The 23347-nt window shown below is 69.8% G+C and carries 22 protein-coding genes; 13 read left to right on the top strand and 9 right to left on the bottom strand.

What is annotated here, in order from left to right; genetic code table 11:
* Positions 1-352: 352 nt before the first annotated feature.
* The gene (locus ACFXI3_RS42600; protein WP_378407548.1) at positions 353-2590 is read right to left on the bottom strand and encodes a hypothetical protein; all 2238 of its coding nucleotides are present in this window, start codon (positions 2588-2590) and stop codon (positions 353-355) included.
* Between the two features lie 127 nt (positions 2591-2717).
* Between ACFXI3_RS42600 and ahcY the strand changes: the two genes are divergently transcribed.
* The 3 genes from ahcY to ACFXI3_RS42585 all read left to right on the top strand — a co-directional run bounded on the left by ahcY (position 2718) and on the right by ACFXI3_RS42585 (position 5025).
* Positions 2718-4190 carry an adenosylhomocysteinase gene (gene ahcY, locus ACFXI3_RS42595; protein ID WP_344286248.1) on the top strand — a complete coding sequence of 491 codons (1473 nt, stop codon included), beginning with the start codon at positions 2718-2720 and terminating at the stop codon, positions 4188-4190.
* Positions 4191-4291: 101 nt separating this feature from the next.
* Positions 4292-4579 (top strand): toxin-antitoxin system HicB family antitoxin, encoded by a 288-nt coding sequence (locus ACFXI3_RS42590; RefSeq protein WP_378407546.1) that lies wholly within the window; start codon positions 4292-4294, stop codon positions 4577-4579.
* Positions 4576-5025 (top strand): type II toxin-antitoxin system VapC family toxin, encoded by a 450-nt coding sequence (locus tag ACFXI3_RS42585; protein ID WP_378407544.1) that lies wholly within the window; start codon positions 4576-4578, stop codon positions 5023-5025. Before ACFXI3_RS42590 ends, ACFXI3_RS42585 begins: the two co-directional genes overlap by 4 nt.
* Here the strand turns inward: ACFXI3_RS42585 and ACFXI3_RS42580 are convergent.
* Positions 5022-5564 carry a helix-turn-helix domain-containing protein gene (locus tag ACFXI3_RS42580; RefSeq protein ID WP_378407542.1) on the bottom strand — a complete coding sequence of 181 codons (543 nt, stop codon included), beginning with the start codon at positions 5562-5564 and terminating at the stop codon, positions 5022-5024. The two genes, ACFXI3_RS42585 and ACFXI3_RS42580, sit on opposite strands and share 4 nt — an antisense overlap.
* Positions 5565-5611: 47 nt before the next feature.
* Here ACFXI3_RS42580 and ACFXI3_RS42575 point away from each other — a divergent pair, with 47 nt between their 5' ends.
* Complete coding sequence (locus ACFXI3_RS42575) at positions 5612-6076, top strand: YbaK/EbsC family protein (protein WP_378407540.1); 465 nt, start codon at positions 5612-5614, stop codon at positions 6074-6076.
* 123 nt (positions 6077-6199) lie between these two features.
* Here the strand turns inward: ACFXI3_RS42575 and ACFXI3_RS42570 are convergent, their stop codons facing one another.
* Together ACFXI3_RS42570 and ACFXI3_RS42565 are read right to left on the bottom strand one after the other, a co-directional pair.
* Positions 6200-6658 carry a nitroreductase/quinone reductase family protein gene (locus ACFXI3_RS42570; RefSeq protein WP_378407538.1) on the bottom strand — a complete coding sequence of 153 codons (459 nt, stop codon included), beginning with the start codon at positions 6656-6658 and terminating at the stop codon, positions 6200-6202.
* Entirely contained in the window at positions 6655-7425 is a 771-nt protein-coding gene (locus ACFXI3_RS42565; RefSeq protein ID WP_378407536.1) for a glucose 1-dehydrogenase, read from the bottom strand. The genes ACFXI3_RS42570 and ACFXI3_RS42565 overlap by 4 nt, the downstream gene beginning before the upstream one ends.
* 105 nt (positions 7426-7530) lie before the next feature.
* Here ACFXI3_RS42565 and ACFXI3_RS42560 point away from each other — a divergent pair, with 105 nt between their 5' ends.
* Complete coding sequence (locus tag ACFXI3_RS42560; RefSeq protein ID WP_378407534.1) at positions 7531-8175, top strand: TetR/AcrR family transcriptional regulator; 645 nt, start codon at positions 7531-7533, stop codon at positions 8173-8175.
* A 1-nt stretch (position 8176) separates the two neighbouring features.
* Here ACFXI3_RS42560 and ACFXI3_RS42555 read toward each other — a convergent pair whose 3' ends face one another.
* The gene (locus ACFXI3_RS42555) at positions 8177-9139 is read right to left on the bottom strand and encodes a hypothetical protein (protein ID WP_370934301.1); all 963 of its coding nucleotides are present in this window, start codon (positions 9137-9139) and stop codon (positions 8177-8179) included.
* Positions 9140-9505: 366 nt separating this feature from the next.
* Between ACFXI3_RS42555 and ACFXI3_RS42550 the strand changes: the two genes are divergently transcribed.
* Positions 9506-9751 (top strand): hypothetical protein, encoded by a 246-nt coding sequence (locus ACFXI3_RS42550; RefSeq protein WP_344286257.1) that lies wholly within the window; start codon positions 9506-9508, stop codon positions 9749-9751.
* A 26-nt stretch (positions 9752-9777) separates the two neighbouring features.
* A complete protein-coding gene (locus ACFXI3_RS42545) occupies positions 9778-10419 on the top strand; it encodes a dTMP kinase (RefSeq protein ID WP_344286258.1) in 642 nt (213 codons plus the stop codon).
* Here the strand turns inward: ACFXI3_RS42545 and ACFXI3_RS42540 are convergent.
* Positions 10416-10988, bottom strand: a complete 573-nt coding sequence (locus ACFXI3_RS42540) for a TetR family transcriptional regulator (RefSeq protein WP_378407533.1) — start codon at positions 10986-10988, stop codon at positions 10416-10418. The genes ACFXI3_RS42545 and ACFXI3_RS42540 overlap by 4 nt on opposite strands.
* Before the next feature lie 84 nt (positions 10989-11072).
* On the opposite strand from ACFXI3_RS42540, the gene ACFXI3_RS42535 reads away from it, so the two are divergent.
* Positions 11073-11975, top strand: a complete 903-nt coding sequence (locus ACFXI3_RS42535) for an SDR family oxidoreductase (RefSeq protein ID WP_378407532.1) — start codon at positions 11073-11075, stop codon at positions 11973-11975.
* Here ACFXI3_RS42535 and solA read toward each other — a convergent pair.
* The 3 genes from solA to ACFXI3_RS42520 form a co-directional block, all read right to left on the bottom strand.
* Positions 11965-13089 carry an N-methyl-L-tryptophan oxidase gene (gene solA, locus ACFXI3_RS42530; RefSeq protein WP_378407531.1) on the bottom strand — a complete coding sequence of 375 codons (1125 nt, stop codon included), beginning with the start codon at positions 13087-13089 and terminating at the stop codon, positions 11965-11967. The two genes, ACFXI3_RS42535 and solA, sit on opposite strands and share 11 nt — an antisense overlap.
* The gene (locus tag ACFXI3_RS42525; RefSeq protein ID WP_378407529.1) at positions 13086-15320 is read right to left on the bottom strand and encodes an FAD-dependent oxidoreductase; all 2235 of its coding nucleotides are present in this window, start codon (positions 15318-15320) and stop codon (positions 13086-13088) included. Before ACFXI3_RS42525 ends, solA begins: the two co-directional genes overlap by 4 nt.
* A gap of 183 nt (positions 15321-15503) precedes the next feature.
* Positions 15504-16289: an IclR family transcriptional regulator gene (locus ACFXI3_RS42520; protein ID WP_344286263.1), complete on the bottom strand. Its 786-nt coding sequence runs from the start codon at positions 16287-16289 to the stop codon at positions 15504-15506.
* A gap of 173 nt (positions 16290-16462) precedes the next feature.
* On the opposite strand from ACFXI3_RS42520, the gene mtrA reads away from it, so the two are divergent.
* The 5 genes from mtrA to hpf all read left to right on the top strand — a co-directional run bounded on the left by mtrA (position 16463) and on the right by hpf (position 23199).
* Positions 16463-17140, top strand: a complete 678-nt coding sequence (gene mtrA / locus ACFXI3_RS42515; RefSeq protein WP_005150760.1) for an MtrAB system response regulator MtrA — start codon at positions 16463-16465, stop codon at positions 17138-17140.
* Positions 17141-17147: 7 nt separating this feature from the next.
* On the top strand, positions 17148-18878 hold the full coding sequence (mtrB, locus tag ACFXI3_RS42510) for an MtrAB system histidine kinase MtrB (protein WP_344286264.1): 1731 nt from the start codon (positions 17148-17150) through the stop codon (positions 18876-18878).
* The gene (locus tag ACFXI3_RS42505; protein ID WP_378407527.1) at positions 18875-20629 is read left to right on the top strand and encodes an LpqB family beta-propeller domain-containing protein; all 1755 of its coding nucleotides are present in this window, start codon (positions 18875-18877) and stop codon (positions 20627-20629) included. Before mtrB ends, ACFXI3_RS42505 begins: the two co-directional genes overlap by 4 nt.
* An 82-nt stretch (positions 20630-20711) precedes the next feature.
* Entirely contained in the window at positions 20712-21356 is a 645-nt protein-coding gene (locus ACFXI3_RS42500) for a ComF family protein (RefSeq protein ID WP_378407525.1), read from the top strand.
* Between the two features lie 1159 nt (positions 21357-22515).
* Positions 22516-23199, top strand: a complete 684-nt coding sequence (gene hpf / locus ACFXI3_RS42495; protein ID WP_344270772.1) for a ribosome hibernation-promoting factor, HPF/YfiA family — start codon at positions 22516-22518, stop codon at positions 23197-23199.
* The last annotated feature ends 148 nt before the right edge of the window (positions 23200-23347 follow it).

The raw sequence follows: 23347 nt of genomic DNA, 5'->3' as shown, positions 1-23347 counted from the left end.
GGTGCTTGTCAAGGCGGGAAAGATGCCTTGACAAGCACCCGCCGTCCGCGTTTTTGGCTTCGTATCGGGGTGCGGGGGTGGGGTGGGTGCCTCGATGGTTGGGTGCGTCGGTGGCGGTTTCGCGGGTGGTGGGGCTAGCGCCCCAATGTGGCATTGGGTGCATCTGACGCACCGAACGCCGCATTGGGTGCATGCGACGCAACCAATGCCGCGTTGGGGCGCATCCCAGCGAGCGGGCGGGCGATGAGCGGGCGGGCGGGCGAGCGGGCGGGCTTCACGGACCGTGCTGGTCGTGAGGGGAACCCTGGGGGAATCAGAGTCTGTGAGGGTTCCCCTCACGGACGCGCGTGGGTCAGCGGGGGCGGGGCAGGTCGCCGAAGAGGGAGCCTTGTTCGCCCAGGGTGCGGGCGCGGCCGTTGGGGCGGCCCAGTCCGGCGGCCATCGCGACCGCGTTGTCCCACTCCGGGTCGGCCAGATACTCGGTGTGCTTGAGGACTCCGGGGGCCCAGCGGCTGCGGCCGTCGGGGGCTCGCAGGGGGTCGGGGACCCAGTGGTCGCCGCCGAGGATGAGGACTCCCGCGTCGTCCGGGGTGGCTTCCAGGGCTCCCCACTTGCCTTCCGGGAGGTAGCCCTCGCCCAGCAGGTGGCCGCCGCTTGTCTGGTGCCGCCAGGTGGTTACGCCGCCGCCGAAGATGTCTGTTCCCCGGCACAGGGCGCGCCAGCGGCCGTCCAAGGAGGCGAACAGTTCGGCCAGCGAATCCTGCGGCAGGACTGCGGGGAAGGCGCGTTGGTAGCCCCACTGCAGGGGCGAGCCGGCGGTGAGAAGGCCGACCCGGTCGCGTTCGTCCGGAGGGAGTTCGGCGGACAGTTGGGCGGCGGTCAGCACCGTGAGGATGCTGCCCAGGTTGAGGCCGGACAGCACGACTCGGGTGCCGGGCTCGGCCAGGTGTTCCTTGACCCGGTCGGCCAGTTCGGGGACCACTTTGAGCGCGTAGCAAGGCGGTACGCCGGGGTGTGCGGCGCGCGGCCAGAAGGAGACGAGGTCCGCTAGGGCACCGAGGTGTCGGCTTCGTTGGGGGGAGCGGGCTGCGGAGTAGACCACTCGCAGCAGACCGGCGGCCAGGGCGCCGAGCGCGAATACGCCGATCGCCGAGACCGTGGTGAACCAGCTGGGCTGCAGGTTGAAGCCGAACCGTACGACCAGCAGGGTGATCGCGCCGACGCACAGGCCCAGCGCGACGATCAACGCCAGGTGGTGCAGGTGCCGCCGTTCCCAGGCGGAGCGGGCCCAGGCTCGGGCGGCGTCTTGTTCTTGCTGCTCGTCGTGTTCCATCAGTTCGACGATGGGCGGGATGCCGCGCCGGCGGCGGCGCAGCGGGACGCCGATGGCGTACCCGGCGATGGCGAGCAGAGCCATCAGGCCCAGGCCGCCGCCCCACAGGACGGTGACCAGGTCGTACGTCGTGGGCAGGGAAAGCTTTTCGGTGCGGAGCAGTTTTCGGACGGCGATCGCCAGCCCGGCGCCGAAACCGCCGCCGAGGAGTCCGGCGAGGGCGAGAACCGGGGCCGCGGCCCAGCCGCCGAGCCACGGGCGGAGCCGGCGCGGGCGGTCGCGCCAGGCTTTGCGGGCCAGCAGCGCCGACGGGATCAGCGCGAGCGCGAACAGCAGGGTGACCACGAGCAGAGAGCCGCCGAGGCTTTCGACAGTGTTGTCGACGCCGGGGAGCCGGTTGTCGACCGGCTTGGCCAGCACGGCGGCGAAGATGACCAGCAGTGTCGCGAAGGTGATCAGGCTTCGGCGCGCGATGGTGCCGGTGTCGCTGCCGATCGCGCAGCCGATCAGGACCGCGAGGACCAGCGCGAGGGTGCAGATCCACGCGACCAATTCCGGGATTTTCGTGGGCACGTGGAAGGGGCCGCCCAGCAGCAGCAAGGAAATGCAGGCAAGCGCGGCAACGGCGTGTGTCGCGGACATTCCGGGCGCTTCCGGATCCGCGCGCAACCGCATCGGGACGCCTTGGCGGCCGGGATGGTCGGGCGGGCGGACCCGCCAGTTCGTGGACGAGATCCGGTGCAGGGCGTAGACCAGCGCGAGCAGCACCGCCACGCCGACGCCGATGCGCAGCGATCCCTTGCGCAGCTCCGGCGCCACCCAGGTCAGACACGCTCGCCCGGGTGCGAGGCATTGCGTCGCGACGAGGTCCAGCACGGCCGCCGCGACCTGGCTGACCAGCAGCATGGTGAGCAGCACCGAGGCGATCCGCAGCAGGCCGCGGCACAGGCCGCCGAGCCACCGGCCGCGGTGCGCCGGCGGCAGCATCCAGAACGCGACGTTCGCCAGCGAGAACGGGAACAGCAGCGCCCAGGCGGCCTTCGCGACGCCGCCGGACGTCATGCCGCTCCACAGGTAGCCTTCGACGGTGCGCGGGATCGACCGGCCGAGCGCGGGCACCACCGGACCGGGCGCCGGACGCCGCAGCCGGTCGGCCGGGCGCACCACGCGGCCGAGTTCGTCGCCGGCGACGTCGACGGTCTGGACCGTGTCGAGGAGCGTTTCGCCGCTCGTGCCCACGAGTCCGGACACCCTCATTTCGACGATGCGGGTGTCAGGGCCGGGGAGCGGGGCGGGCACGGTGTTCTCTCCTCATCCGATCGAGTCAGGGTCGAGCCGACAACGGTACTGTTCAGGTGCCATCAAACCTTGGAGGAACCGCACTATGACCCCCGAAAGCGTTGTCAAGCGGCACGACACCCGGGGCGGCCTCGAATTCGCCGTCGCCGATCTCGAGGCCGCCGAGTTCGGCCGGAAGGAGATCCGGCTCGCCGAGCACGAGATGCCCGGCCTGATGGCGCTGCGTCGCGAATACTCCGAGGTGTACCCGCTGCGCGGCGCGCGAATCGCCGGCTCCCTGCACATGACCGTGCAGACCGCGGTGCTGATCGAGACGCTGGTGGCGCTCGGCGCGGAGGTGCGCTGGGCTTCGTGCAACATTTTCTCCACCCAGGACCACGCCGCGGCCGCGGTCGTCGTCGGGCCGCACGGCACGGCCGAGGAGCCCAAGGGCGTCCCGGTGTTCGCCTGGAAGGGCGAAACGCTCGAGGAATACTGGTGGTGCACTGAGCGGATGCTCACGTGGGAGGGCGAAGGCCCGAACATGATCCTCGACGACGGCGGCGACGCCACCATGCTGGTGCACAAGGGCACCGAGTACGAGAAGGCCGGCGTGGTCCCGTCCGCCGACGAAGAGGACCCCGAGGAGTGGAAGGTCTTCCTGGAGCTGCTGCGCGCGTCTGTCGCGGCGGACAAGGGCAAGTGGACCGCTGTCGGGCAGAGCGTCAAGGGCGTCACCGAGGAGACCACCACCGGCGTGCTGCGGCTGTACCAGCTGGCGGCCGCGGGCGAGCTGCTGTTCCCGGCGATCAACGTCAACGACTCGGTGACGAAGTCGAAGTTCGACAACCGCTACGGCATCCGGCACTCGCTGATCGACGGCATCAACCGCGGCACCGACGTGCTGATCGGCGGCAAGGTCGCGGTGGTGTGCGGCTACGGCGACGTCGGCAAGGGCGCGGCGGAATCGCTGCGCGGCCAGGGCGCCCGGGTGATCATCACCGAGATCGACCCGATCTGCGCGCTGCAGGCGATGATGGACGGCTACGAGGTCAAGCGCCTGGAGACGGTGCTGGACGAGGGCGACATCTACGTGACCACCACGGGCAACAAGAACGTGGTGATGGTCGAACACATGGCGCGGATGAAGCACCAGGCGATCGTCGGCAACATCGGCCACTTCGACAACGAACTCGACATGGCCGGGCTGGCCCGCTACCCCGGCGTGCGGCGCGTGAACATCAAGCCGCAGGTCGACGAGTGGGTGTTCCCGGACGGCAAGAGCATTCTCGTGCTGTCCGAGGGCCGCTTGCTGAACCTGGGCAACGCGACCGGGCACCCGAGCTTCGTGATGTCGAACAGCTTCGCGAACCAGGTCATCGCGCAGGTCGAACTCTTCACCAAGACCGAGGAGTACGACAAGGAGGTCTACCGCCTCCCGAAGAAGCTGGACGAAAAGGTCGCCCGGATCCACCTCGAGGCACTGGGCGGCGAGCTGACGAAGCTGTCGAAGGAACAGGCGGAATACATCGACGTGGACGTGGAGGGCCCGTTCAAGTCGGAGCACTACCGTTACTGATCGCTGACACTGAAGCCGCCCCGGAATGTGTTTCGGGGCGGCTTTTGTCTGCACATGAAAACACCTGATAGCTCTAATGGGTGACGTGTTATCATGATGTGGTGAAACAATTGATCACTCGCGTCGACGACGAGTTGCATGCTCGGCTGAAGGCCAGGGCCGAGGCTGAGGGGCGCAGCATGAACGACCTGGTCACCGAGGCTCTGCGGGGGGTCGTCCAGCAGGGCGAGTCTCGAGCCGAGTGGAAACGCCGGTTGATCGCCGAGGGCAAGGTCGCCTATGTCGAGCCTCCTGCCAAAGCGGCCTCGCTGGACGACATCGAGGAGTTCTCCAGCGGCTGGGGAGCGACCGTCGGAGAGTATCTCGACTGGACTCGGGGTGAACGGTGACTGATTGCTACTATGCTGACACCAGTGCGCTGGCTACTGCGTTCCTCAAGGACGAGCCGGGGCATCGCGAAATGCGCGAACTGTTGCTCGAGGGCCCGGATCTGGTGCTCAGCAGTGAGCTGACCCGCATCGAGTTCACCAGTGCGCTCACGGCGGCGAAGCGCGATGGCCGGATCCCTGACGCCCGGATCGTTCTCGAGCACTTCGACCTGCTCGCTTCGCCCGAAGGCGCGCTTGTGCTGATCCCTTTCCGTCCGGAGCGCGTTTTTTCGGCGGCGCAGCGACTGGTTGCCGAGAACTATCCGATTCGCACGCTGGATGCTCTTCATCTGGCTGTCGTAATGAGGGAAACTGCTGAGCTGACTGGCGGACAGCCGGTTACTGTCGTAACGCGTGATGCGCGTCAGGCCGACGCGGCAAAGGCCAATGGGCTCCTCGTCCGCTAACGCGGATACCGCATCGTCAACACCGCGGTAGCCGGTCCGCCGATTCCGCGGTAAACATGGTCCGTTTCCGCGATAAACGTATGCGTCCCGGCAGCAGAAACCGTCACCGGCGCGGAAACCGGCCCCACTTCCGCCGTGCCGGTCAACACCGTCAAAACCTCCCGCACCCCAGCGCTGTGCGGATGCGACACCTGAACCCGCTCGTGGATTGTCAGCCGGTACACCTCGGTCACGCCGTCCGCGTCCTCCCAGCGGCCGAGCAGGGTCGCGGCCACGCTGTCGCCGTGCGCTTCCGCCACTCCGTTGTCGCCGAAGAGCAAGTCGCTCAACGGGATCGACAGCGCGGTGGCGATGGCGAACAGCGTGTCCAGGGTCGGGTTTCGGCGGCCGTTTTCCAGCTCTGACAGCGTTCCCTTGCCGAGACCGCTGTCGGCGGCGAGCGTGGTCAGGCCGACGCCCGCGCGGGTGCGCAGCGTCCGGATGCGGGTACCGACCGCCGCGGCGAGGGCGCGGCCGTCCGGGGCGGGTGACGTCGACACTCGGCCTAGTCTAGTGTTCTGTTTACAGAACAGCAGGAGGTGTGCGGATGTCGGCAATGCAGAACGTGCAGGACGCGCTCGACGAGGCGGGCGTCACTGGTCAGGCGCGGACGCTCCCGCAGTCCACGCGCACGGCGGCCGAGGCGGCGGCCACGCTGGGCTGCTCGGTCGGCGCGATCGCGAACAGCCTGGTCTTCATGGCCGACGACGCCCCGCTGCTGGTCTTGACCAGCGGCGCGCACCGGGTGGACGTCGACGCGCTCGCCGTGAAGCTCGGGCGCGGCCGGATCCGGCGGGCCAAGCCGGACGAGGTGCGGGCGGCCACGGGGCAGGTGATCGGCGGGGTCTCGCCGGTCGGGCACCCGGCCCCGCTGGAGACCGTGGTCGACGAGGCGTTGCGGCAGTATTCCGAGGTGTGGGCCGCGGCCGGGACGCCGAACGCCGTCTTTCCGACGACGTTCGACGAACTGGTCCGGATCACCAAGGGCACGCCGCAGCGGGTGGGCGGGTAAATCCCGGGGTGTGGTCGTGCTCTGAATCCGCCAAGCTCGAGCGGGCTTCGGGCGATGTGGTTGGCGAGGCCGCGGAATCCGAGTGCTGAGCCGAGGCGGTGGCTTCGGGCAAGGGGACCGCGATCACGGCCGAGGGCGGAAGCTGATGCGCATCAGTCTGCTGTCGGCCCAGTCTTCGAGCCGGGTCGGCCGGATGGTGCCGGGGTCGTGGGGCTGATTGAGGTCCGCGACGATCTCCGCCAGCACGGCCTGACGTTCGGCTGGATCGGTGACCGGCGTGGCCCGTGCGGGCAGATCCGCGCGGATCCCGTTTTTGAGGTGGAAGGTGAAGCTGGGATTGGCGAGAAGGTTCGCATGCCAGTCGGTCGCGGCACCGCCTGCGCCGCTGCACAGGTAGGTGCTGCCCGCGGCCCGGTAGAAGAAGATCTCGATGCGGCGTGGCCGGCCGGTGCGGCGGCCCACCGTCGTGATGTCGATGATCCGTTCCCTGGTGCCCGCAGCGCGAGTGATCTCGACGGCTCGTCGGATGTGGTCTGGCCAAGACACGTCCAGCGCGGAGCCGTTCGGGTCCGGCGTGCTCATGCCTGAAGGGCGGGGCCGAGGAGGAGTCCGCCGTCGATGACGTACTCCGACCCCGTGACGAACGACGCGTCCGATGACGTGAGGAACAGGAGAAGCCGGGTGACGTCGGCGGGCTCCCCGAGCCGGGGGACGGCGAACGGTTCGGGCGAGTAGAAGTCGGAGATCGCGGCGGTGGCGCCGGCCGCTGGCTCGTGGATAAAGGGAGTCGAGATCACGCCGGGGTGGATGGTGTTCACGCGGATGTGGTCGCGGCCGAGTTCGAGCGCCGCGGTTTGGGTGAGGCCTCGCACGGCCCACTTGCTGGCGACGTACGGCGCGTAGTGCGCCGTGCCGCCCAGGCCCATGGTCGAGGCGATGTTGACGATGGCTCCGCCTGCCGCACGGCGCAGGGCGGGGGTCGCGATCTTGATGCCGAGGAAGATCCCGGTGAGGTTGATGTCGAGGATGCGTGACCACGTGGCCTGGTCGGTGTTCTCGATTGTCGCCGGCGGATTCTGCACGCCCGCGTTGTTGACGAGCACGTTCAAGCCGCCGAAGGCGCTCTCGGCGACTTGAACGGCGGCGGACCACGAACTCTCGTCGGTGACGTCCAGGTGGGCGAAGCGAGCGCGGGGTCCGAGTTCGTCGGCGAGAGCGGTGCCGCGTTGCGCGTCGATGCCGCCGATCACCACGTTCGCTCCCTCCGCGTGGAAGGCGCGGACGTGGCTCGAGCCCTGGCCGCCGGCTCCGCCGGTCACGAGCACGGTCTGGTTGTCGAAGCGGGACATCGAATGTTCCTTCGCTGCGTGAGTGGTGAGCCGGGTGACTCACCATTGCAACGGTAGGGTCGACCGCAGTGGCGAGTCAAGTCACTCGCCTCGTAGACTCAGCCCATGAGCAAGGTCGTGCCGACGTATCACCAGCGCGTCGCCCGGGAAAAGCGCGCGCTGATCGTGAAGGCCGCGACCGAGCTGTTTCTCGAATTGGGCTACGACCGGACGTCGCTGGCGCGGATCGCGGAGTGCTCGGGCGTTTCGCGGGCCACCTTGTTCAAGCAGTTTCCGAGCAAAGCCGCCCTGTTCGACGCCATCGTGACCGAGTCATGGTCGACCGCGGACGAGGAGGATCCACCGCCCGCGGGGGACATCGTCGACGGGCTCGCCGTCATCGGCCGCCGTTACGCCGAGCTGCTGGGCCGGGCCCAGATGACCGATCTGTTCCGGATCGTCATCGCGGAGCTGCCGCGGTTTCCTGAGCTGGCCCACGCGCAGTTCGCGCGCGGGAAGATGCCCTGCTTCGAGTCCGTGCGCAGCTACCTTCTGGCCGAGCACGAGGCGGGAACGGTGCGGGTCGAGGACGTGGAACTCGCGGCCACGCAGTTCCTCGGCATGATCTCCAATTACGTCTTCTGGCCGACGCTTCTGGTGCCGGGCTGGGAAGTGAGCGCTGAACGCGTCGCTCAGGTCGTCGACGAGGCCGTCCGCACCCTCGTCGCTCGGTACGCCGTGGCTGGGTCAGGGGCGTCGGCCGACGATTGACTCAGTTCCATTCCACCGCGATGCCGGCCAGCCCCGGTCCGGTGTCGCGGAAATACCCGCTCGTCACGCCGCCGGTGTCGCACGGCAATTCCTCCGCCTCGACGGGCAGGGCGTCGTCGCGGGCACGGACCTCGCGGGTGATCCGGGCGGGCATCGCGGTGGGCGCGAACTGCAATTGCAGCAGATAGCTCGCGCATTGGTCGCGCAGCATCCGGTAGTACCCGGGGAATGTCACGGCGGAATTGTCGTGGATTTCGAAGCAGAAAACGTGGATCTCGCCCTCGGCGAGCTTCCGGTCGAAAAGCAGCTCCGTCGCCATCGTCTCGCGCGCCGGATGCCTGCGGATCCGGCCGACGCGGCAGCCTTCGGCGGTGATCAGCTCGACGTCGTCGATCCGGCAGCCGGGGTCGCCGTTGTAGACGGCCACGTACCGGTCCGGGCCGTGCCGCCGCGCGCGGGTGACCAGCCGGGTCCGGAATTTCACCTGGTGCTGCTGCTCGTCGATGGTGATCTGGTCGTGCACCGACAGCATTTCCAGGTCGGAATTCGACTGCCGCGACGTCGGCGGCGCGCCGAGGTCGCTCATCAGCTGCTCGACGATCGCGCCCATCTCGCCCGAGCGCAGGTCGTGGAACGACGCCGCCGCCTGGTGCCCGCGCGGACGCGCCGTGCGCGGGCCGATCAGCACCACCAGCGAGTCCGCGGGCAGTTGCAGCACCGACTCCAGCGCGCGGACCGCGGGCAGCGCCTTCGGCACCTCCGGCTGGCGGAGCCCGCGCTGCCAGTAGCTCAGCGTCGACTGTCCGATGTGGACGCCGCGGAGCGCGAGGTGCGCCCGCAGCCGGGCGAGCGACAGGCCGCGATGTGCGATCGCGAGCCGCAGCGCCTGGTGGAATTCACCGGACCGCAGTGCTTCGCCGAGCTCGGGCGGCAGTTCACCCGCGCCGCGCCGGCCAGGTTCCATGATCAGTGGGCCATCCCCGTCTCGTGCCACCGCTGTCCCTTCAACGCCGCCCGTGCGCTGGGCGTGAATGCCGCGGAACGTTCACGTTAGCAGCGCGCGGTCACGGGTCCGGCCCCCGTTTGGTGTGCTTGGCCACGGAAGGGTAACCGTTCCGTGTTCCACTGCCGACCCGGAACACCCCCGTTGCCGGACGGGCATCTTGCTCGGAGTGATCGACCGGTTCACCGTTGTGACCACCACTGGCCACGTCTAGGCGGGAGGTGCGTCATGGGCTTGGGGAAACCGAATCACGTGGGGAGCACTGCCGGGCGGGTCCGGCGGTCCTCGACCAGTTGCCGAAGGCACGTCGGACGCTTGCTGCTCCTCATGGCGTTCACGGGCCTGGCGTTGCCGGTGTCGGCTCCGGGCGCGGGCGCGGCGCAGCCCGCTGACACCGGCAACGCCCACCTTACGGCCGCGCCGCGCGGCGAGGTGGTGCCCAGAGACGGCCAGAGCACGCCGGCGCAGCCGCACGGCGACGACTGGATTCCGCTGCTGTGCCTCGCCGGGCTGCTGGTCGCCGTGCCGGTGGGTTACTTCGGCTTCGTCCGCGCGCGCCGCGAGACGGCCTGAGGACGCCACCAAGTATCTTCGACCGGGTGGGGCGACTGGTCGTAATCGAAGGTTTGGACGGCGCGGGCAAGCGCACGCTGTCCGAGGGGCTGACTGCTGCGCTGAAGGACGCTGGCGCGAGCGTCGGCAGTCTCGCCTTCCCGCGTTATGGCCGCAGCGTGCACGCCGATCTGGTGCGGGAAGCGCTGCATCGCGGGCACGGCGACCTCGCCGATTCGGTGTACGGAATGGCGCTGCTCTACGCCCTCGACCGCAGCGGCGCGGCTGACGAGATCCGCGAACTGCTCGCGGCCAACGACGTGGTCCTGCTGGATCGCTACGTCGCCTCGAACGCCGCGTACGCCGCCGCGCGGCTGCGCGAGCACGCGGATGGCGCTGTGGTGCAGTGGGTTTGGGACCTCGAGGTGACGCGGTTCGGCTTGCCGCGGCCAGACGCGCATCTGCTGCTGCGGGTGAGCCCGGAGGTGGCTGCCGAGCGGGCAGTGCGCCGCGCGGAGTCGGACGCGGCGCGGGCACGGGACGCGTTCGAGTCGGATGATTCGCTGCAGCAGCGTTGTGCCGCGGTGTACGACGAGCTTGCCGCCGAGTCGTGGCTCGCGCCGTGGCATGTGCTGGACGGTGTGGCCGGCGTCGATCTGCCGACGTTGGCGAAGTCCCTGCTGGCTTAACCCAGGTCCGCGGTCGCGGCGCGCAATTCGTCGAGCGCTTCGACCGCCAGCGCGCCGAACTCCCGCCGATTGCCCGCCTCGACCCAGCGGTGGAAAGCCGTGCCGAACGCGAGGCAGCCCAATTCGGCCGCGACGGTGACTGTCGGTTCGCCGACTCCGCGCGCGGCGAGCGCGTCGTGCATGCCCGCGACCAGCTTGGTGCGCTTGAGCAATTCGCGTTCGAGCAGATCGCTGTTCGCCGCCACGACCGGCTGCCGTTGCCGGGCCAGAGCGAGCCGCTCGCCGGTGAAAACCGCCGCGACGGCATCCAATGCCCCGCCGACCGCTTCGAACGGCGTCGCGCCCGCTGGCGTCCCGGCGATGCCCTCGGAGAACAGCCGGGTCAGTTCCTCCTGCCCGCCGAACAGCACTTCCCGTTTGTCGGCGAAATAGCGGAAGAAGGTCCGCTTCGTGAGACCGGCGCGTTCGGCGATTTCGGCGACCGTGGTCTGGTCGTAGCCGCGTTCGGTGAACAGGTCGAGCGCGGCCCGCTCCAAGCGTTCGCGTGCGTTCGGTTCCCAGCGGCCCATGCCGTCCAGTCTAGGTGATGACACCGGATGACATCAGGCGTACTGTGATGGCACTAGGTGTCATCAACCGTGGAAGGAACACTCATGCGGGTTTTCGTCACCGGGGCCAGCGGACACGTCGGCTCGGCTCTCGTCCCCGAACTCCTCGCCGCCGGGCACGAGGTGACCGGCCTCGCCCGGTCGGACGCCTCCGCCGCGACTCTCGCCGAACGCGGTGCGCAGGTGCGTCGCGGCGACCTCGACGATCTCGACGGCCTGCGCGCGGCGGCCGCCGAGGCGGACGGCGTCGTGCATCTGGCGTTTAAGCACGACCTGATGGCCAGCGGCGAGTTCGCCGGCGCGGTCGACGCGGATCTCGTCGCGCTGAAGGCGCTCGGCGAGGCCCTCGCCGGCACCGGGAAACCGCTGGTCTCGACCTCCGGCACCCTGATGTTCGCCGGGCTCGGCCGCACCGGCACCGAGGACGACCGGCTTCCCGGCGGGCCGCGAGTCGACGCGGAGAACTACGTGCTCGGGCTCGCCGATCGCGGCGTCCGGTCGTCAGTCGTGCGGCTGCCGCCGTCGGTGCACAGCTCGCTCGACAAGCACGGTTTCGTCCCGACCATGATCCGCTTCGCCCGCGCGGCCGGGGTTTCGCCGTACGTCGGCGAAGGGGCCAACCGCTGGTCCGCCGGGCATACGCTCGACGCGGCCCGCCTCTACCGGCTGGCTCTGGAGAGCGCCCCGGCTGGGGTCGTGCTGCACGCGGTCGGGGATGAGGGTCTTTCGCTCCGGCAGATCGCCGAGACGATCGGTGCGCGGCTCGGTGTCCCGGTGAAGTCCATCACCGCGGAGGAAGCTCCGGCGCACTTCGCGTTCCTGGCGCCGATGGTGCAGTCGGACGCGCCGACGTCCGCCGCGCGTACTCGCGAACTGCTCGACTGGAAGCCGGAACACCCTGGCCTGCTTGAGGATCTGGCCCAGGAGCACTACTTCGCTACGGCGTGAACCTCGCCGGATCGAACAACGAGATCGGATGCCGGGTGGTGCCGTCGACGATCAGCTCGGCCAGGATCTCTCCGACCACCGGCACGAATTTGAAGCCATGGCCGGAAAATCCGCACGCAACGACCACGCGCGGATGCTGCTGGTGCGGGGCGATCACGAAGTGCTCGTCCGGAGTGTTGGTGTAGAGGCAGGTCGCCGCGCGGCGGAAGGTCGCCGGGAGCGTCGGAATCCGGGAACCGACGACCGCCGCGACCGCGCGTACCTCGTCGTCGTGGATCCGCCGGTCGATCGTGTCGGCCGTGCACGGCTCGCCGCCAAGGTGGATCGCAACCTTGACGCCTTGCGCGGTATGCGCGGGGAATCCGTAGAACTGGCCGCCTTCCGCGGTTTCCCAGATGTACACGGGATGGTCGACGAACGGCTGCACGTCCTCCGGTTCGAACCAATACTGCACCTGGCGGCGCACCTCGAAATCGACGCCTAGGTCGCCGAGCAGCACCGGAGCCCACGCGCCGGGACACAGCACGAGCCGTTCGGCGGTGTAGTAGCTCGAAGCGGTGCCGACCCGGACCCCGGTTTCCGTGCTGGTCCAGGTGAAAACCTGCTCTTCGTGGTGCAGTTCGGCGCCGTGGCGCGCGGCGAGTTGAAGGTGTGCGGCGACGCTTCCTTCCGGCGACACGAAACCGGCGCCGGGTTCCCACAGCGCCACCTCGTCCTCGGCCGGGGTGATGGTGGGGAACCGGTGCCGGATCTCGGCCGCGTCCAGGATTTCGTGCGGAATGTCGAATTTCTCGGCGGAAAGCGTGCTTCCCGTGATCGTGCGCGACTCCGGCGGTCCGCCCATCACCGCGCCGCAGCGGGTGAACAGCGACCGTCCGGAGTCGCGTTCGAGCTGGTCCCACATCTCGTGCGCGCGCAGCAGCAGCGGTACGTAATCCGGACCTTCGAGGTACGCCTGCCGCGTGATCCGCGAACCGCCGTGGCTCGAACCGAGGTTGTGCACCGGCGCGAACTGATCGATCCCGAGCACCTTCTGGCCTCGTTGCGCCAGCCGGTAGGCGGCCGCGCTGCCCATGCCGCCGAGGCCGATCACGATCACGTCGTAATGCGTCATTCAGTGCTCCTCAACGGTTCCGCGGCCACCCTCGCCGCGAACCGTTCCCCGAAGTGTTCGATTTCCACTGGCGTGCGCGGCCGGGCGTCCTCGACGGGAAGCCAGGCGTAGGCCAGGTTTTTGTCGACGGTGTAGCCGTACGCGCCGCTCGTGACGTATCCCGCCGGGCGACCGTCGACGTACACCGGCTCCCGGCCCCGCATCACGGAATGCGCGTTGTCGACGGTCAAGCACACCAGTTTCCGCCGAACCGTCGAAGGAGAACGGTGGAGAAGCGTGTCCCGTCCGAGGAAGTACCCCTTGTCCATCCGCACCGCGAACCCGAGCCCGGCTTCGTACGGGTCGTGCTCGGTAGTCACGTCGATGCCGCAGCTCCGGTGCCCTTCCTCCATCCGGAGGCTGCGCAGCGCGTCCTCGCCGGCCGCGACGATCCCGTGCGGCTGCCCGGCCGCCCAGAGCGCGTCCCACAGCGCCCGGCCGAGATCCGCGCCGGTGTGCAGCTCCCAGCCGGGTTCGCCCACCTCCGACCCGCGCAGCACGGTCACCGGCACGTCGCCGACGTACGTCCGCCAGACGCGGGAGTCCGATGTGGACAGTTCGGGCAGCACCCGCTCGGCGAGCGGTCCCCACAGACCGAGACAGCAGGTGCCGCCAGTGGTCTCGCGCAGCTGGACCGAACCGTCGCCGGGCAGATGACGGCGCAGCCAGGCGACGTCCCGGTGATGGTGCGCGGCGACCTGAAACTCCTCCACGCCGAGCCGGGCGACGGTGAGCTCGCTGCGGATCCCGCCGTCTTCGCCGAGCAGCAACGTCCCGGCGACCGAGCCGGGCGGACGGTCGAGCTGGTTCGTGGTCATCGTCTGCAGGAACGGCAGCGCGCCGCGTCCAGTGATCTCCAGCCGTCGCCGCGGGGTCAGGTCGAACAACGCCACCCGGCTCCGAGTCGCGACGGCCTCCGTGCGGCTGTCGGTATACCGCTGCGGCCGCGCCCAGCCGTCTTCCTCGCGAAACTCCGCGCCCAGCGCGACTTCGCGCTCATAGCAGGGCGAGGTCCGCAGCAGTTCCGTCGCGGGCCGTTGATGCCCCGCCGTCGCCAAACTCCGCTCCCGGACTCGACCGGGAGCGAGCTGTAGCCGATCGAACCGCGCGAGGTCGACGGAGTGCAGGTCGAGGTGCGCTTGCCCCTCGATGAGCCAGCGCGTCAACTCCCGAGCGACGCCGGCGGACCACGCGCAGTCCACCGCCTCAGCGACCCAGAACCCGTCGAGATCCGGATGTTCGCCGAGCAACGGCAACCCGTCCGGCGTACCCGGAACCAGCTGCCGGACCCCCTCCTCGACCTTCGCCTCGGCGAGCGCGGGCACCAGCCCGAGCGCGGCCGTCCACGACTCCTCGAAGCCCGCCGGAGCGAACTCGGCGTCAGTCTCGACCGGGCCGAGCGCACTGATGCCCAGCCGGTCGACGTGCTCGCGCAGCGACAGCCCGGCCCCACGCAGAATGGGTTTGTCCGCTTCGGTGAAGTGGTCGTTGTCTCCGGCGAGCTGCGCCAGCGGCGTGGTGCGCGCGTGATCGACGGCGATCGGCACCACCGGCACCGCGAGATCGACCAGCCGTCCGAACTGCGGCCCACGCACTCCGGCGCACGAGATGACCACGTCGGCACGGAACCGGTCGGTCGCGGTCGCCACCGCGGTCACCCGTCCCGCCGTGCGCACGATCTCGACAATCTCTTGTCCGGTAAGGAATTTCGCGCCCCGTTCCTTGGCGCGGCGGGCTTGGGCGAGCGCCGCGCGGATCGGCTTGACGAGCCCGTCGCCGGGAAGGTGCAGACCGCCGATCACCTTCGCGGGGTCGAGCAGCGGGTGCAGCTGGGCGCATTCGCCCGGTTCGCGCAGATAGCCGCGCACGCCGGACGACGTCGCCCAGCCAAGCCGTTGCCGCAGCCGGGAAAGCTGCTCCGGCGCGGTCGCGAGTTCCAGGCTCCCGACCGGCTGGAAACACCAGCCGCCGTCGACGGTCAGCCCGCTGTACTTCTCCGCGGTGTACTTCGCGAATTCGGACGCCGTGCGGTCGGCGTGCGTGCGGAAGAGCAGCCCCGGCCCGGCCGAGGCGATCGCCGGCTCCGGTTCGAGGACGGTGACGTCCGTCCAGCCTCGTTCGGTCAGCTCGTCGGCGACCGCGCAGCCGAGGAGCCCGGCGCCGAGCACAACCACCCGCGGTCGCACCGCCATCGCGAGGTACCTCCTGCCTGCCGGCCGTCGCGGACGGCCCGGCTCGGGACGAGACAGGCATGCCGGAACGCCCCCGCCGGGGAACGGACGCGTTGCGGATGGAGATCGATGTTCCGTCTGCTGCAACTCACAAATTGCGGGATCGCGGGCGCGCTGTCAAGAGAGCCGCCGCGGCCCGGGAGTTCACGCGGAAAAGTAGCCAAGCTGAGCGGAAAGCTCCCGCGCCGCGTCGGCCATCGGCGCGACGATCTGCCGGATCCGCTGTTTGGACAGCCGGTAGGACGGACCGGACGCGCTCATCGCCGCCACGACGTCGCCGCCGGGCCCGCGCACCGGCACCGCGACCGCGTGCATGCCCAGTTCCAGCTCCTCGAAGGACGCCGCGTAGCCGTCCTCGGCGACGCGCTCCAGCTCGGCCGCCAGCTCGTCCCGATCGACCATGGTGCGCGGCGTGTACTGCTCCAGTTCGTGCGCGAGCATCCGCTTGCGCTCGGCGTCGTCCATCGCGGCGAGCAGCACCTTGCCGCTGGACGTGGCGTGCAGCGGCGTGCGCTGCCCGGTCCAGTTCTGCGTGGTGATCGCCGCCGACCCGCGGGCCTGGCTGATGTTGATCGCGACGCCGTCGTCGGCGATCGCGATGTTGACCGTCTCGCCCAGTTCCTCGGCGAGCGTCTGGCAGGTCTGCCTGCCGAGCTTCGCCAGGTCCATCCGGCCGGTCGCGGCGCCCGCCAGCCGGACGACGCCGAACCCGATCGCGTACTTGCCGCGTTCGCCCAGCTGCTCGACCAGCCCGTGCGCCTCCAGCACGCTCAGCAGTCGGGACGCCGTCGACTTGTGCACGCCCAGCTCGCCGGCGATTTCGGTGATGCCGGTTTCGCCGTTGCGGGCCAGCAGCTCCAGGACCGTGATCGCCCGGTCGACGGACTGCACCGCGCTTCCCGTTGCGTTTCCCGAGTCCTGGTTCCGCATAGCGCAACAGTAACCGTTCGGCTGCGATCTGTTCGGCTGAGCGGGCGAATCCGGTCGCGGCCGGACGCCGGAAGGGGCCGGATGGCCCAACCGGGCCGGTGATCTTGATCTTTCCGGTGGTCAAACGCGCGGGTCGTGCGCGCGAGTGCGGGCGGTAGTGCGAACATGTGGTCATGAAGGCACGTGTCTTGGTGGTCGACGACGACCCGGCGCTGGCGGAGATGCTCACCATCGTCCTGCGCGGCGAGGGGTTCGACACCGCGGTGGTCGCGGACGGTTCGCGGGCGCTGCCCGCGCTGCGGGAGCTGAAACCGGACCTGGTCCTGCTCGATCTCATGCTGCCCGGCATGAACGGCATCGACGTGTGCAAGGCGATCCGCGCCGAGTCCGGCGTGCCGATCGTCATGCTCACCGCCAAGAGCGACACCGTGGACATCGTGCTCGGGCTCGAGTCCGGCGCCGACGACTACGTGGTCAAGCCGTTCAAGCCGAAGGAACTGGTCGCCCGGGTGCGCGCCCGGATGCGCCGCACCGAGGCCGAGCCCGCCGAATCGCTCACCATCGGCGACCTCGCGATCGATGTTCCCGGGCACGAGGTCACCCGGGAGGGCAAGGCGATCCCGCTGACCCCGCTCGAGTTCGACCTGCTCGTGGCGCTGGCCCGCAAGCCGCGCCAGGTGTTCACCCGCGAGGTGCTGCTGGAGCAGGTGTGGGGCTACCGGCACGCGGCCGACACCCGGCTGGTGAACGTGCACGTCCAGCGCCTGCGCTCGAAGGTGGAGAAGGACCCGGAGCACCCCGAGGTGGTGCTGACGGTGCGCGGAGTCGGGTACAAGGCCGGCCCGCCGTGAGCGTGCGATGACCGGTCTCGCGGGGCGGCTTCGAGCCGCCGCCCGCGCCACGGCCCGGCTCGCCGGCCGGGTCGTGGTTTTCGCCCGCCGCCGCGCGGTGGCGTTCAACGAGCTGTGGAAGCACTCGCTGCAGTTCCGCGTCACGATCTCGACGCTGGCGCTGTCGTCCGCCGTGGTGTTCGTGCTGGGCATGGTCCTGCAGAACCAGATCACCGAACGGCTGCTCGACACCAAGCGCCGCGCCGCGATCGAGCAGACCCAGGCGCTCGCCGACACCGCCGCGCGCGAGCTGGTCGGGATCGGCGGCGAGTCCCCGGACGCGCTGCACACGCGCCTGCAAAACGCGCTCAAGAAGATCGCGACCACGTCCTCGTCGCGCGCGGGTTCCACCGCGGGCACCTTCGAACCGGTGCTGGCCAGCGTCGGGCGCGGGCAGTCGGACACCGACCCGGTGTACGTCGGGCCGTTCAATTCGGTGCCGGAGCGGCTGCGCCAGTTCGTCGAGGCCGACCACCTCGCCCGGCTTGAGCACACGGTCGACGAGAACGGCGTGCGGACCACGTACCTGATCGTCGGCACCTCGCTGATGTCCGGGGCCAGTCCGCTGCAGCTGTACCTGCTGTTCCCGCTCACCAGCGAGCAGACCACCGTGTCGACCGTCCAGAACACCTTGTTCGTGGCCGGCATCGTGCTGCTGCTGTTGCTCGCCGGCATCACGAACCTGGTGGTCCGGCAGGTGGTGCGACCGGTCCGGCAAGCGGTCGCGGCGGCCGAGCAGTTCGCGGGCGGCGACCTCGATCAGCGACTCGCCGTCGTGGGCGAGGACGACCTCGCCAAACTCGCGGTGTCCTACAACAGCATGGCGGCCAGCATTCAGAACCAGATCCGCCAGCTCGAGGAATTCGGCGGCCTGCAGCGCCGGTTCACCTCCGACGTGTCGCACGAGCTGCGCACCCCGCTGACCACCGTGCGGATGGCCGCCGACGTGCTGCACGCGTCCCGCGAGCAGTTCCCGCCCGGCCTTGCCCGCTCGACCGAACTGCTGGTCGACGAACTGGACAGGTTCGAGGCGCTGCTCGGCGACCTGCTGGAGATCAGCAGGCTCGACGCGGGCGTCGAAGAGCTGTCCGCGGAGTACATCGACGTGCGGCCGATCGCGACCCGCGCGGTCGAGCAGGTGCGGGTGCTCGCCGGAACCGCGGGCAGCGCGGTCGAGCTGGTGCTGCCGGACGAGGACACCTCGGCCGAGGTGGACGCGCGCCGGATCGAGCGGATCCTGCGCAATCTGCTGGCCAACGCCGTCGACCACAGCGAGGGCAAACCGGTGGTGCTGACGGTCGCGGTGAACGAGACCGCGGTCGCGATCACCGTCCGGGACTACGGCGTCGGCCTGCGGGCGGGGGAGGCCGAGCTGGTGTTCAACCGGTTCTGGCGCGCCGACCCGTCGCGCAACCGGCGCACCGGCGGCACCGGGCTCGGTCTCGCGATCAGCCAGGAGGACGCGCGGCTGCACGGCGGCGTCCTCGACGCGTGGGGCGAGCCGGGACACGGCGCGTGCTTCCGGCTCGAGGTGCCGCGCCGCCAGGGCGTGCCGATCGCGGAAAGCCCGCTGGTGCTGCCGCCGCCCGACGCCGTTTCGGAGATCACGCTGTCGCCGTCGTCGGTCGCCGAACTGCACCCCGCGCCGGAAGCGATCCTCGCCGATCCGGCCCCGGACCGGGAGGAGGTCGGTCAGTGAGGCGAGCGCTTCTCCTTCTCGCCTGCGCGCTGATGCTCGTGAGCTGCGCGAACGTTCCGCAGGAGTCGCTGCCGGTCGTGGTGTCCGCGGAAAAGGCGCCGCAGCAGGCCAACAACGCGCCGGAGCCGCCGGCCAACGCCGAACCGCTCGACATCGTGCGGCTGTTCATCAAGGCGAACGCCGATCCGCGTTCGAGCAACGCGGCGTCGAAGGCGTTCCTCGACGACAAACAGCGCGGCGCGTGGCGGCCGAACCGTTCGTTCACGATCATCGACAAGACCTTCAGCACGGTCTACGACACCGGCGCCTCCGGCCCGACCAGCACGCCCGCTCCGCCGTCGACCACGCCGGATCCGAACGTCCGCACGGTCACCGTGCGCGGTTCGGTGCTCGGCACGCTGAGCGCGGACTCCGCGTTCATCCCCGGCAGCGGCCCGGCCGAGCAGACCTTCCAGGTGCGCAAGCAGGCCGACGGCCAGTGGCGGATCTCCAGCCCGCCCCCGCCGGTGCTGCTGGTGACCGACGACGAGTTCGACGGCAACTACAACCCGGTCGCGGTGAGCTTCTACTCGCCCGATTCCGGGGCCTTCGTGCCGGACCTGCGCTACGTCCCGGCGAAACCGCAGTCGGGCATGCCGGGCCGGGTGATGGACCTGATCCTGCAGGGCCCGTCGGCCGGGCTCACCGGCGCGGTGAAGAACCTGTTCGGCGACGGCGTGTCGCTCGAGAACAACGTGAAGAACAACGACGACGGCTCGCTCACCGTCCCGTTGAGCGGGCTCACCGGGACCAGCCCGGAAACCCGGTCGCTGATCGCCGCGCAGATCGTGCTGTCGATGCAGACCGTCACGTCCACCCGGATCCGGCTGCTCGCCGACGGCGCGCCGCTGGTGCGCGACCACGAGTACTGGCGCGGCAGCGACGTGCCCTCGTACAACGCGAGCCCGGATCTGCGGGGCCTGATGACGATCGGCGGCCGCGTCCGCTCGCTCAGCGACGGCGCGCCGATCGCGGGCGCGGTGGGCAACGGCGCGTACCAGGTGCTGAACGCGGCCCAGTCGATCGACGGCAAACGGCTCGCGGTGGTCGAGCAGGACGGCGACCGGGTGCGGCTGCGCATCGGCGACCTCGGCCGCGACCTGCCGACGGTCGACCTCGGCGGCGGTTCGCTGAGCCGCCCGACCTGGCGGCCGGCACCGACCGGAGCCGGTCCGTCGAACGAGGTGTGGACGGTCGTCGACCATTCGATCATCGCGCGGATGGTGCTCGACCCGAACGGCCGCTGGCTGCGCCAAAGCGTCAACGCGAACGACCTGCTGGCACTCGGGCCGATCGGCGTTCTCCGGCTTTCCCGGGACGGCGCCCGCGTGGCCGCGACGGTGAACGGCCAGCTGGTCGTGGCGTCGGTGGTGCGCAGCGGGGACACGGTCACCTTGCGCGAGCCGCGCGTCCTGCAGCCTGGTGTGCTGATCGACGTCCTGGACGTGGATTGGGGTTCTACGCCCGACACCCTCGTGGCCGCGACGTCCTCGCCCTCGCAGCCGGTCCAGCGCCTGTCGGTCGACGGACGGCGGATGGACGCCTACAACAGCTCGAACCTCACCGCCCCGGTGCGCGCGGTCGCGGCGGCGCCGGGCCAGCCGATCGTGGTCGCGGACGCCGGAGGGCTGTGGACGGCGACCGAACTGGGCGAGGTGTGGCGGCCGCAGTCGCACTCGATGCAGAACGCGGAGCCGTTCTATCCGGGGTGATCCACGGACTTTTGGCCCGGATTTCGGCCTGCGGTGCTCGCGCGGCCCGAAACTGTCGGTGGTCGGGTGCACACTCTTGGTCATGTTGCTGAGACTTCTGCTCAACCTGATCCTGCCGACCTTCTGCGCGGGATGTGAAACCCGCGGCCCGGCCGTGTGCGCCGGATGCGCCACGGCGTGGGGGTCCCCCACTGAGGTGTTTCGCGCGCCGCTGGCGTCGCTGGCTCCGGCGTACGCTCTGGCTCGCTATGCGGGGGTCGCCAAGCGAACCTTGATCGCCTACAAGGAACGCCGCCGTCGTGACGTGGCCCCGTTTTTGGGTCGGGTGCTGGCTGCTGGCTTGACGGCGTTGCTGCCGGGCGGTCCTCGCGCCAGTCCGTGGTGCCTGGTTCCAGCCCCGAGCCGACGGACCGCTTCCCGGGTTCGCGGCGGCCCGCACGTCCTGCGAATCGCCTCGGAAGCCGCTCGGCTGACGGGTGGTTATGTCGCGCCCGCCCTGGTGCTGACCGGTGGACGGGACGCGGTCGGCCTGAGCCGGGCTGAGCGGGCGGCCAACCTGGAAGGGCGGCTTCGCTTCGCCGCGGCCGGCCGTCCGCCGCCTGGTGCGCGGGTCGTGGTGGTGGACGACGTGATCACCACAGGCGCCACGTCCGCCGCATGCGTCACGGCGTTGAAAAACGCGGGCGTGCCGGTGGTGGCGGTGCTCGCCCTGCTCGCGACAGTCTGAAAGCAGCCTGTCCCACGTCCGAAACCCGAACGCGTCCTGGCCCGTGTCCATCCCCGTGAATCCGCTGCGCCGAGACCCGGCGGCGTTCCAAACCGGAGGGGTCCGAAACCTGAAAGTGCCCTGGCCCGAGTCGATCCTGTGCCGCTGCGCCGAGACCGGCGGCGTCCGAAACTTGAACGCGCGGTGGCCCGAGTCCATGCCGTGAATCCGCTGCGGCGGGACGGGCGGCGTCCGAGACGGGCGTCGTCCGAAACCCGAACGCGTGCTGGCCCGAGTCGATCCTGTGAATCCGCCGCGTCGAGGCGGGCGGCGTCCGAGACGGGCGTCGTCCGAAACCTGAACGTGCCCTGGTCCGAGCCCGTCCCGCGAATCCGCCGCACCAAGACGGGCGGCGGCCGAGATCGGCGGCGTCCGAAACCCGAACGCGTCCTGGCCGAGTCCATCCCCGCGAATCCGCCGCGCCAAGACAGGCGGTGCCCAAACGAAAAGCCGGTTATGCGGAAACCGATCATCCGCTCCGGCCGCCGCCAAAACGGAACGATTCCAAAAACCACCCACCCGAAAAACTTTCCCCGTTTACTCGCCAGGGAGGTAACCCGCGCTCGAACGCCCACTACCGCCAGGTGTCACCTACACGAGTGATGTCAAGAGGGAACCTCCCACGGCCGTCGCCCGTTGTCCGGGCATGAGGGTCAAGGCCGGAATCACCCCCGAACCGGGGCAGTTCGCCGAGGTGGCGGCTGTGCTCAGGGGGTCGGTCACCCTCGGCGTCCGAGGTGTCGCCGGGTTGAGCCGTCCGCGTGAAACTTGGGCACGCGCGCTCGGCCTTCCGGGCGGCGGTTTCGGGCTGCGCACGCATGATTCACTGCGCCCCGTGACGAGTTCCCGGATCGTGACATCCCCCGGCTCGGGGGCTGTTGCGGACGGCGTGATGAAGCTAACGTGCACCGCTATCAGCAATACCCGCAGGCAGGGAGGTGTGCAGCCCATGTCCCTGGCGCCGGCGGCCCGCTGAGTCCGCGTTCGCGCTACCGCCACGAGACGTCGTGATCCGGTCGCGAATTCTTTATCAGCCCGCCGAACCCGTGCAGTAGCCGCTGTAGTACCGGTGCCGTGAGAACACAACAGCTCGCAGTTTCCTCAGCGAGGGAGGTCGTGTATGGACATCGTCGTTAAGGGCCGCAACGTGGAGGTGCCCGAGCATTACCGGGCGCTTGTCAGCGAAAAGCTGGCCCGCCTTGAGCGCTACGACAAGAAGGTCATCCGCTACGAAGTGGAACTCTTCCACGAACCCAACCGCAGGCAGGCCAAGAGCTGCCAGCGCGTCGAGATCACCGGGAAGGGCCGCGGTCCGGCTGTTCGCTCCGAGGCGAGCGCGGCCGACTTCTACGCAGCGCTCGACTCCGCCGTCACCAAGCTGGAAAACCGGCTCAGGCGGACACACGACCGCAGGCGCGTGCATTACGGACGCAGCCGTCCTGAGTCGGTCGCCGAGGCGACGTCGATGGTCGGCGGATCCGATGCCGTCGCCGGGCCCGCCATGGGCACGGCCGTCCTGGACGCACCCGACGCGACCGAACCCATGGTGAACGGTTTCGCGGCGACGAGTGCGGGCGACATTCCCCGGCAGGGGCGCTGGGAAGACGAGGACCTGGGCCATCAGCCCGGCCGCGTCGTCCGCGAGAAGCAACACGACGCGGACCCCATGACGGTGGACCAGGCTCTCTACGAGATGGAGCTGGTCGGCCACGACTTCTACCTGTTCAACGACTCCGAGGCCGGCCGGCCGAGTGTCGTCTACCGGCGAAAGGGCTTCGACTACGGCGTGATCCGGCTGGGCTGATCCCACCCGGAACAACCTCTCCGGCGGGGCGCCCCCCCCCCCCGCGGGGGCCGGGCCCCGGCCCCCCCCCCCCCCCCCGCCCCCCCCCCCCCCCCCCCGGGGGGGGGGGGGGGGGGGAAAAAAAAAAACAAACCCCCACCCCCCACCA

This window comes from Amycolatopsis sp. NPDC059235, assembly GCF_042754125.1.
GTDB classification, from domain to species: domain Bacteria; phylum Actinomycetota; class Actinomycetes; order Mycobacteriales; family Pseudonocardiaceae; genus Amycolatopsis; species Amycolatopsis albidoflava.
This window is presented reverse-complemented; position numbering and strand designations above follow the sequence as displayed.

Bases quoted from the DNA above. Each gene is read 5' to 3' on its own strand.
- ACFXI3_RS42540 (WP_378407533.1), bottom strand. From the start codon at position 10,988: ATGGGCCGCTGGGAACCGAACGCACGCGAACGCTTGGAGCGGGCCGCG.
- ACFXI3_RS42500 (WP_378407525.1), top strand. From the start codon at position 20,712: ATGTTGCTGAGACTTCTGCTCAACCTGATCCTGCCGACCTTCTGCGCG.
- ACFXI3_RS42520 (WP_344286263.1), bottom strand. From the start codon at position 16,289: ATGCGGAACCAGGACTCGGGAAACGCAACGGGAAGCGCGGTGCAGTCC.
- ACFXI3_RS42560 (WP_378407534.1), top strand. From the start codon at position 7,531: ATGAGCAAGGTCGTGCCGACGTATCACCAGCGCGTCGCCCGGGAAAAG.
- mtrA (WP_005150760.1), top strand. From the start codon at position 16,463: ATGAAGGCACGTGTCTTGGTGGTCGACGACGACCCGGCGCTGGCGGAG.
- ahcY (WP_344286248.1), top strand. From the start codon at position 2,718: ATGACCCCCGAAAGCGTTGTCAAGCGGCACGACACCCGGGGCGGCCTC.
- ACFXI3_RS42525 (WP_378407529.1), bottom strand. From the start codon at position 15,320: ATGGCGGTGCGACCGCGGGTGGTTGTGCTCGGCGCCGGGCTCCTCGGC.
- mtrB (WP_344286264.1), top strand. From the start codon at position 17,148: ATGACCGGTCTCGCGGGGCGGCTTCGAGCCGCCGCCCGCGCCACGGCC.
- ACFXI3_RS42600 (WP_378407548.1), bottom strand. From the start codon at position 2,590: ATGAGGGTGTCCGGACTCGTGGGCACGAGCGGCGAAACGCTCCTCGAC.
- ACFXI3_RS42550 (WP_344286257.1), top strand. From the start codon at position 9,506: ATGGCGTTCACGGGCCTGGCGTTGCCGGTGTCGGCTCCGGGCGCGGGC.
- hpf (WP_344270772.1), top strand. From the start codon at position 22,516: ATGGACATCGTCGTTAAGGGCCGCAACGTGGAGGTGCCCGAGCATTAC.
- solA (WP_378407531.1), bottom strand. From the start codon at position 13,089: ATGACGCATTACGACGTGATCGTGATCGGCCTCGGCGGCATGGGCAGC.
- ACFXI3_RS42565 (WP_378407536.1), bottom strand. From the start codon at position 7,425: ATGTCCCGCTTCGACAACCAGACCGTGCTCGTGACCGGCGGAGCCGGC.
- ACFXI3_RS42570 (WP_378407538.1), bottom strand. From the start codon at position 6,658: ATGAGCACGCCGGACCCGAACGGCTCCGCGCTGGACGTGTCTTGGCCA.
- ACFXI3_RS42555 (WP_370934301.1), bottom strand. From the start codon at position 9,139: ATGGAACCTGGCCGGCGCGGCGCGGGTGAACTGCCGCCCGAGCTCGGC.
- ACFXI3_RS42535 (WP_378407532.1), top strand. From the start codon at position 11,073: ATGCGGGTTTTCGTCACCGGGGCCAGCGGACACGTCGGCTCGGCTCTC.
- ACFXI3_RS42575 (WP_378407540.1), top strand. From the start codon at position 5,612: ATGTCGGCAATGCAGAACGTGCAGGACGCGCTCGACGAGGCGGGCGTC.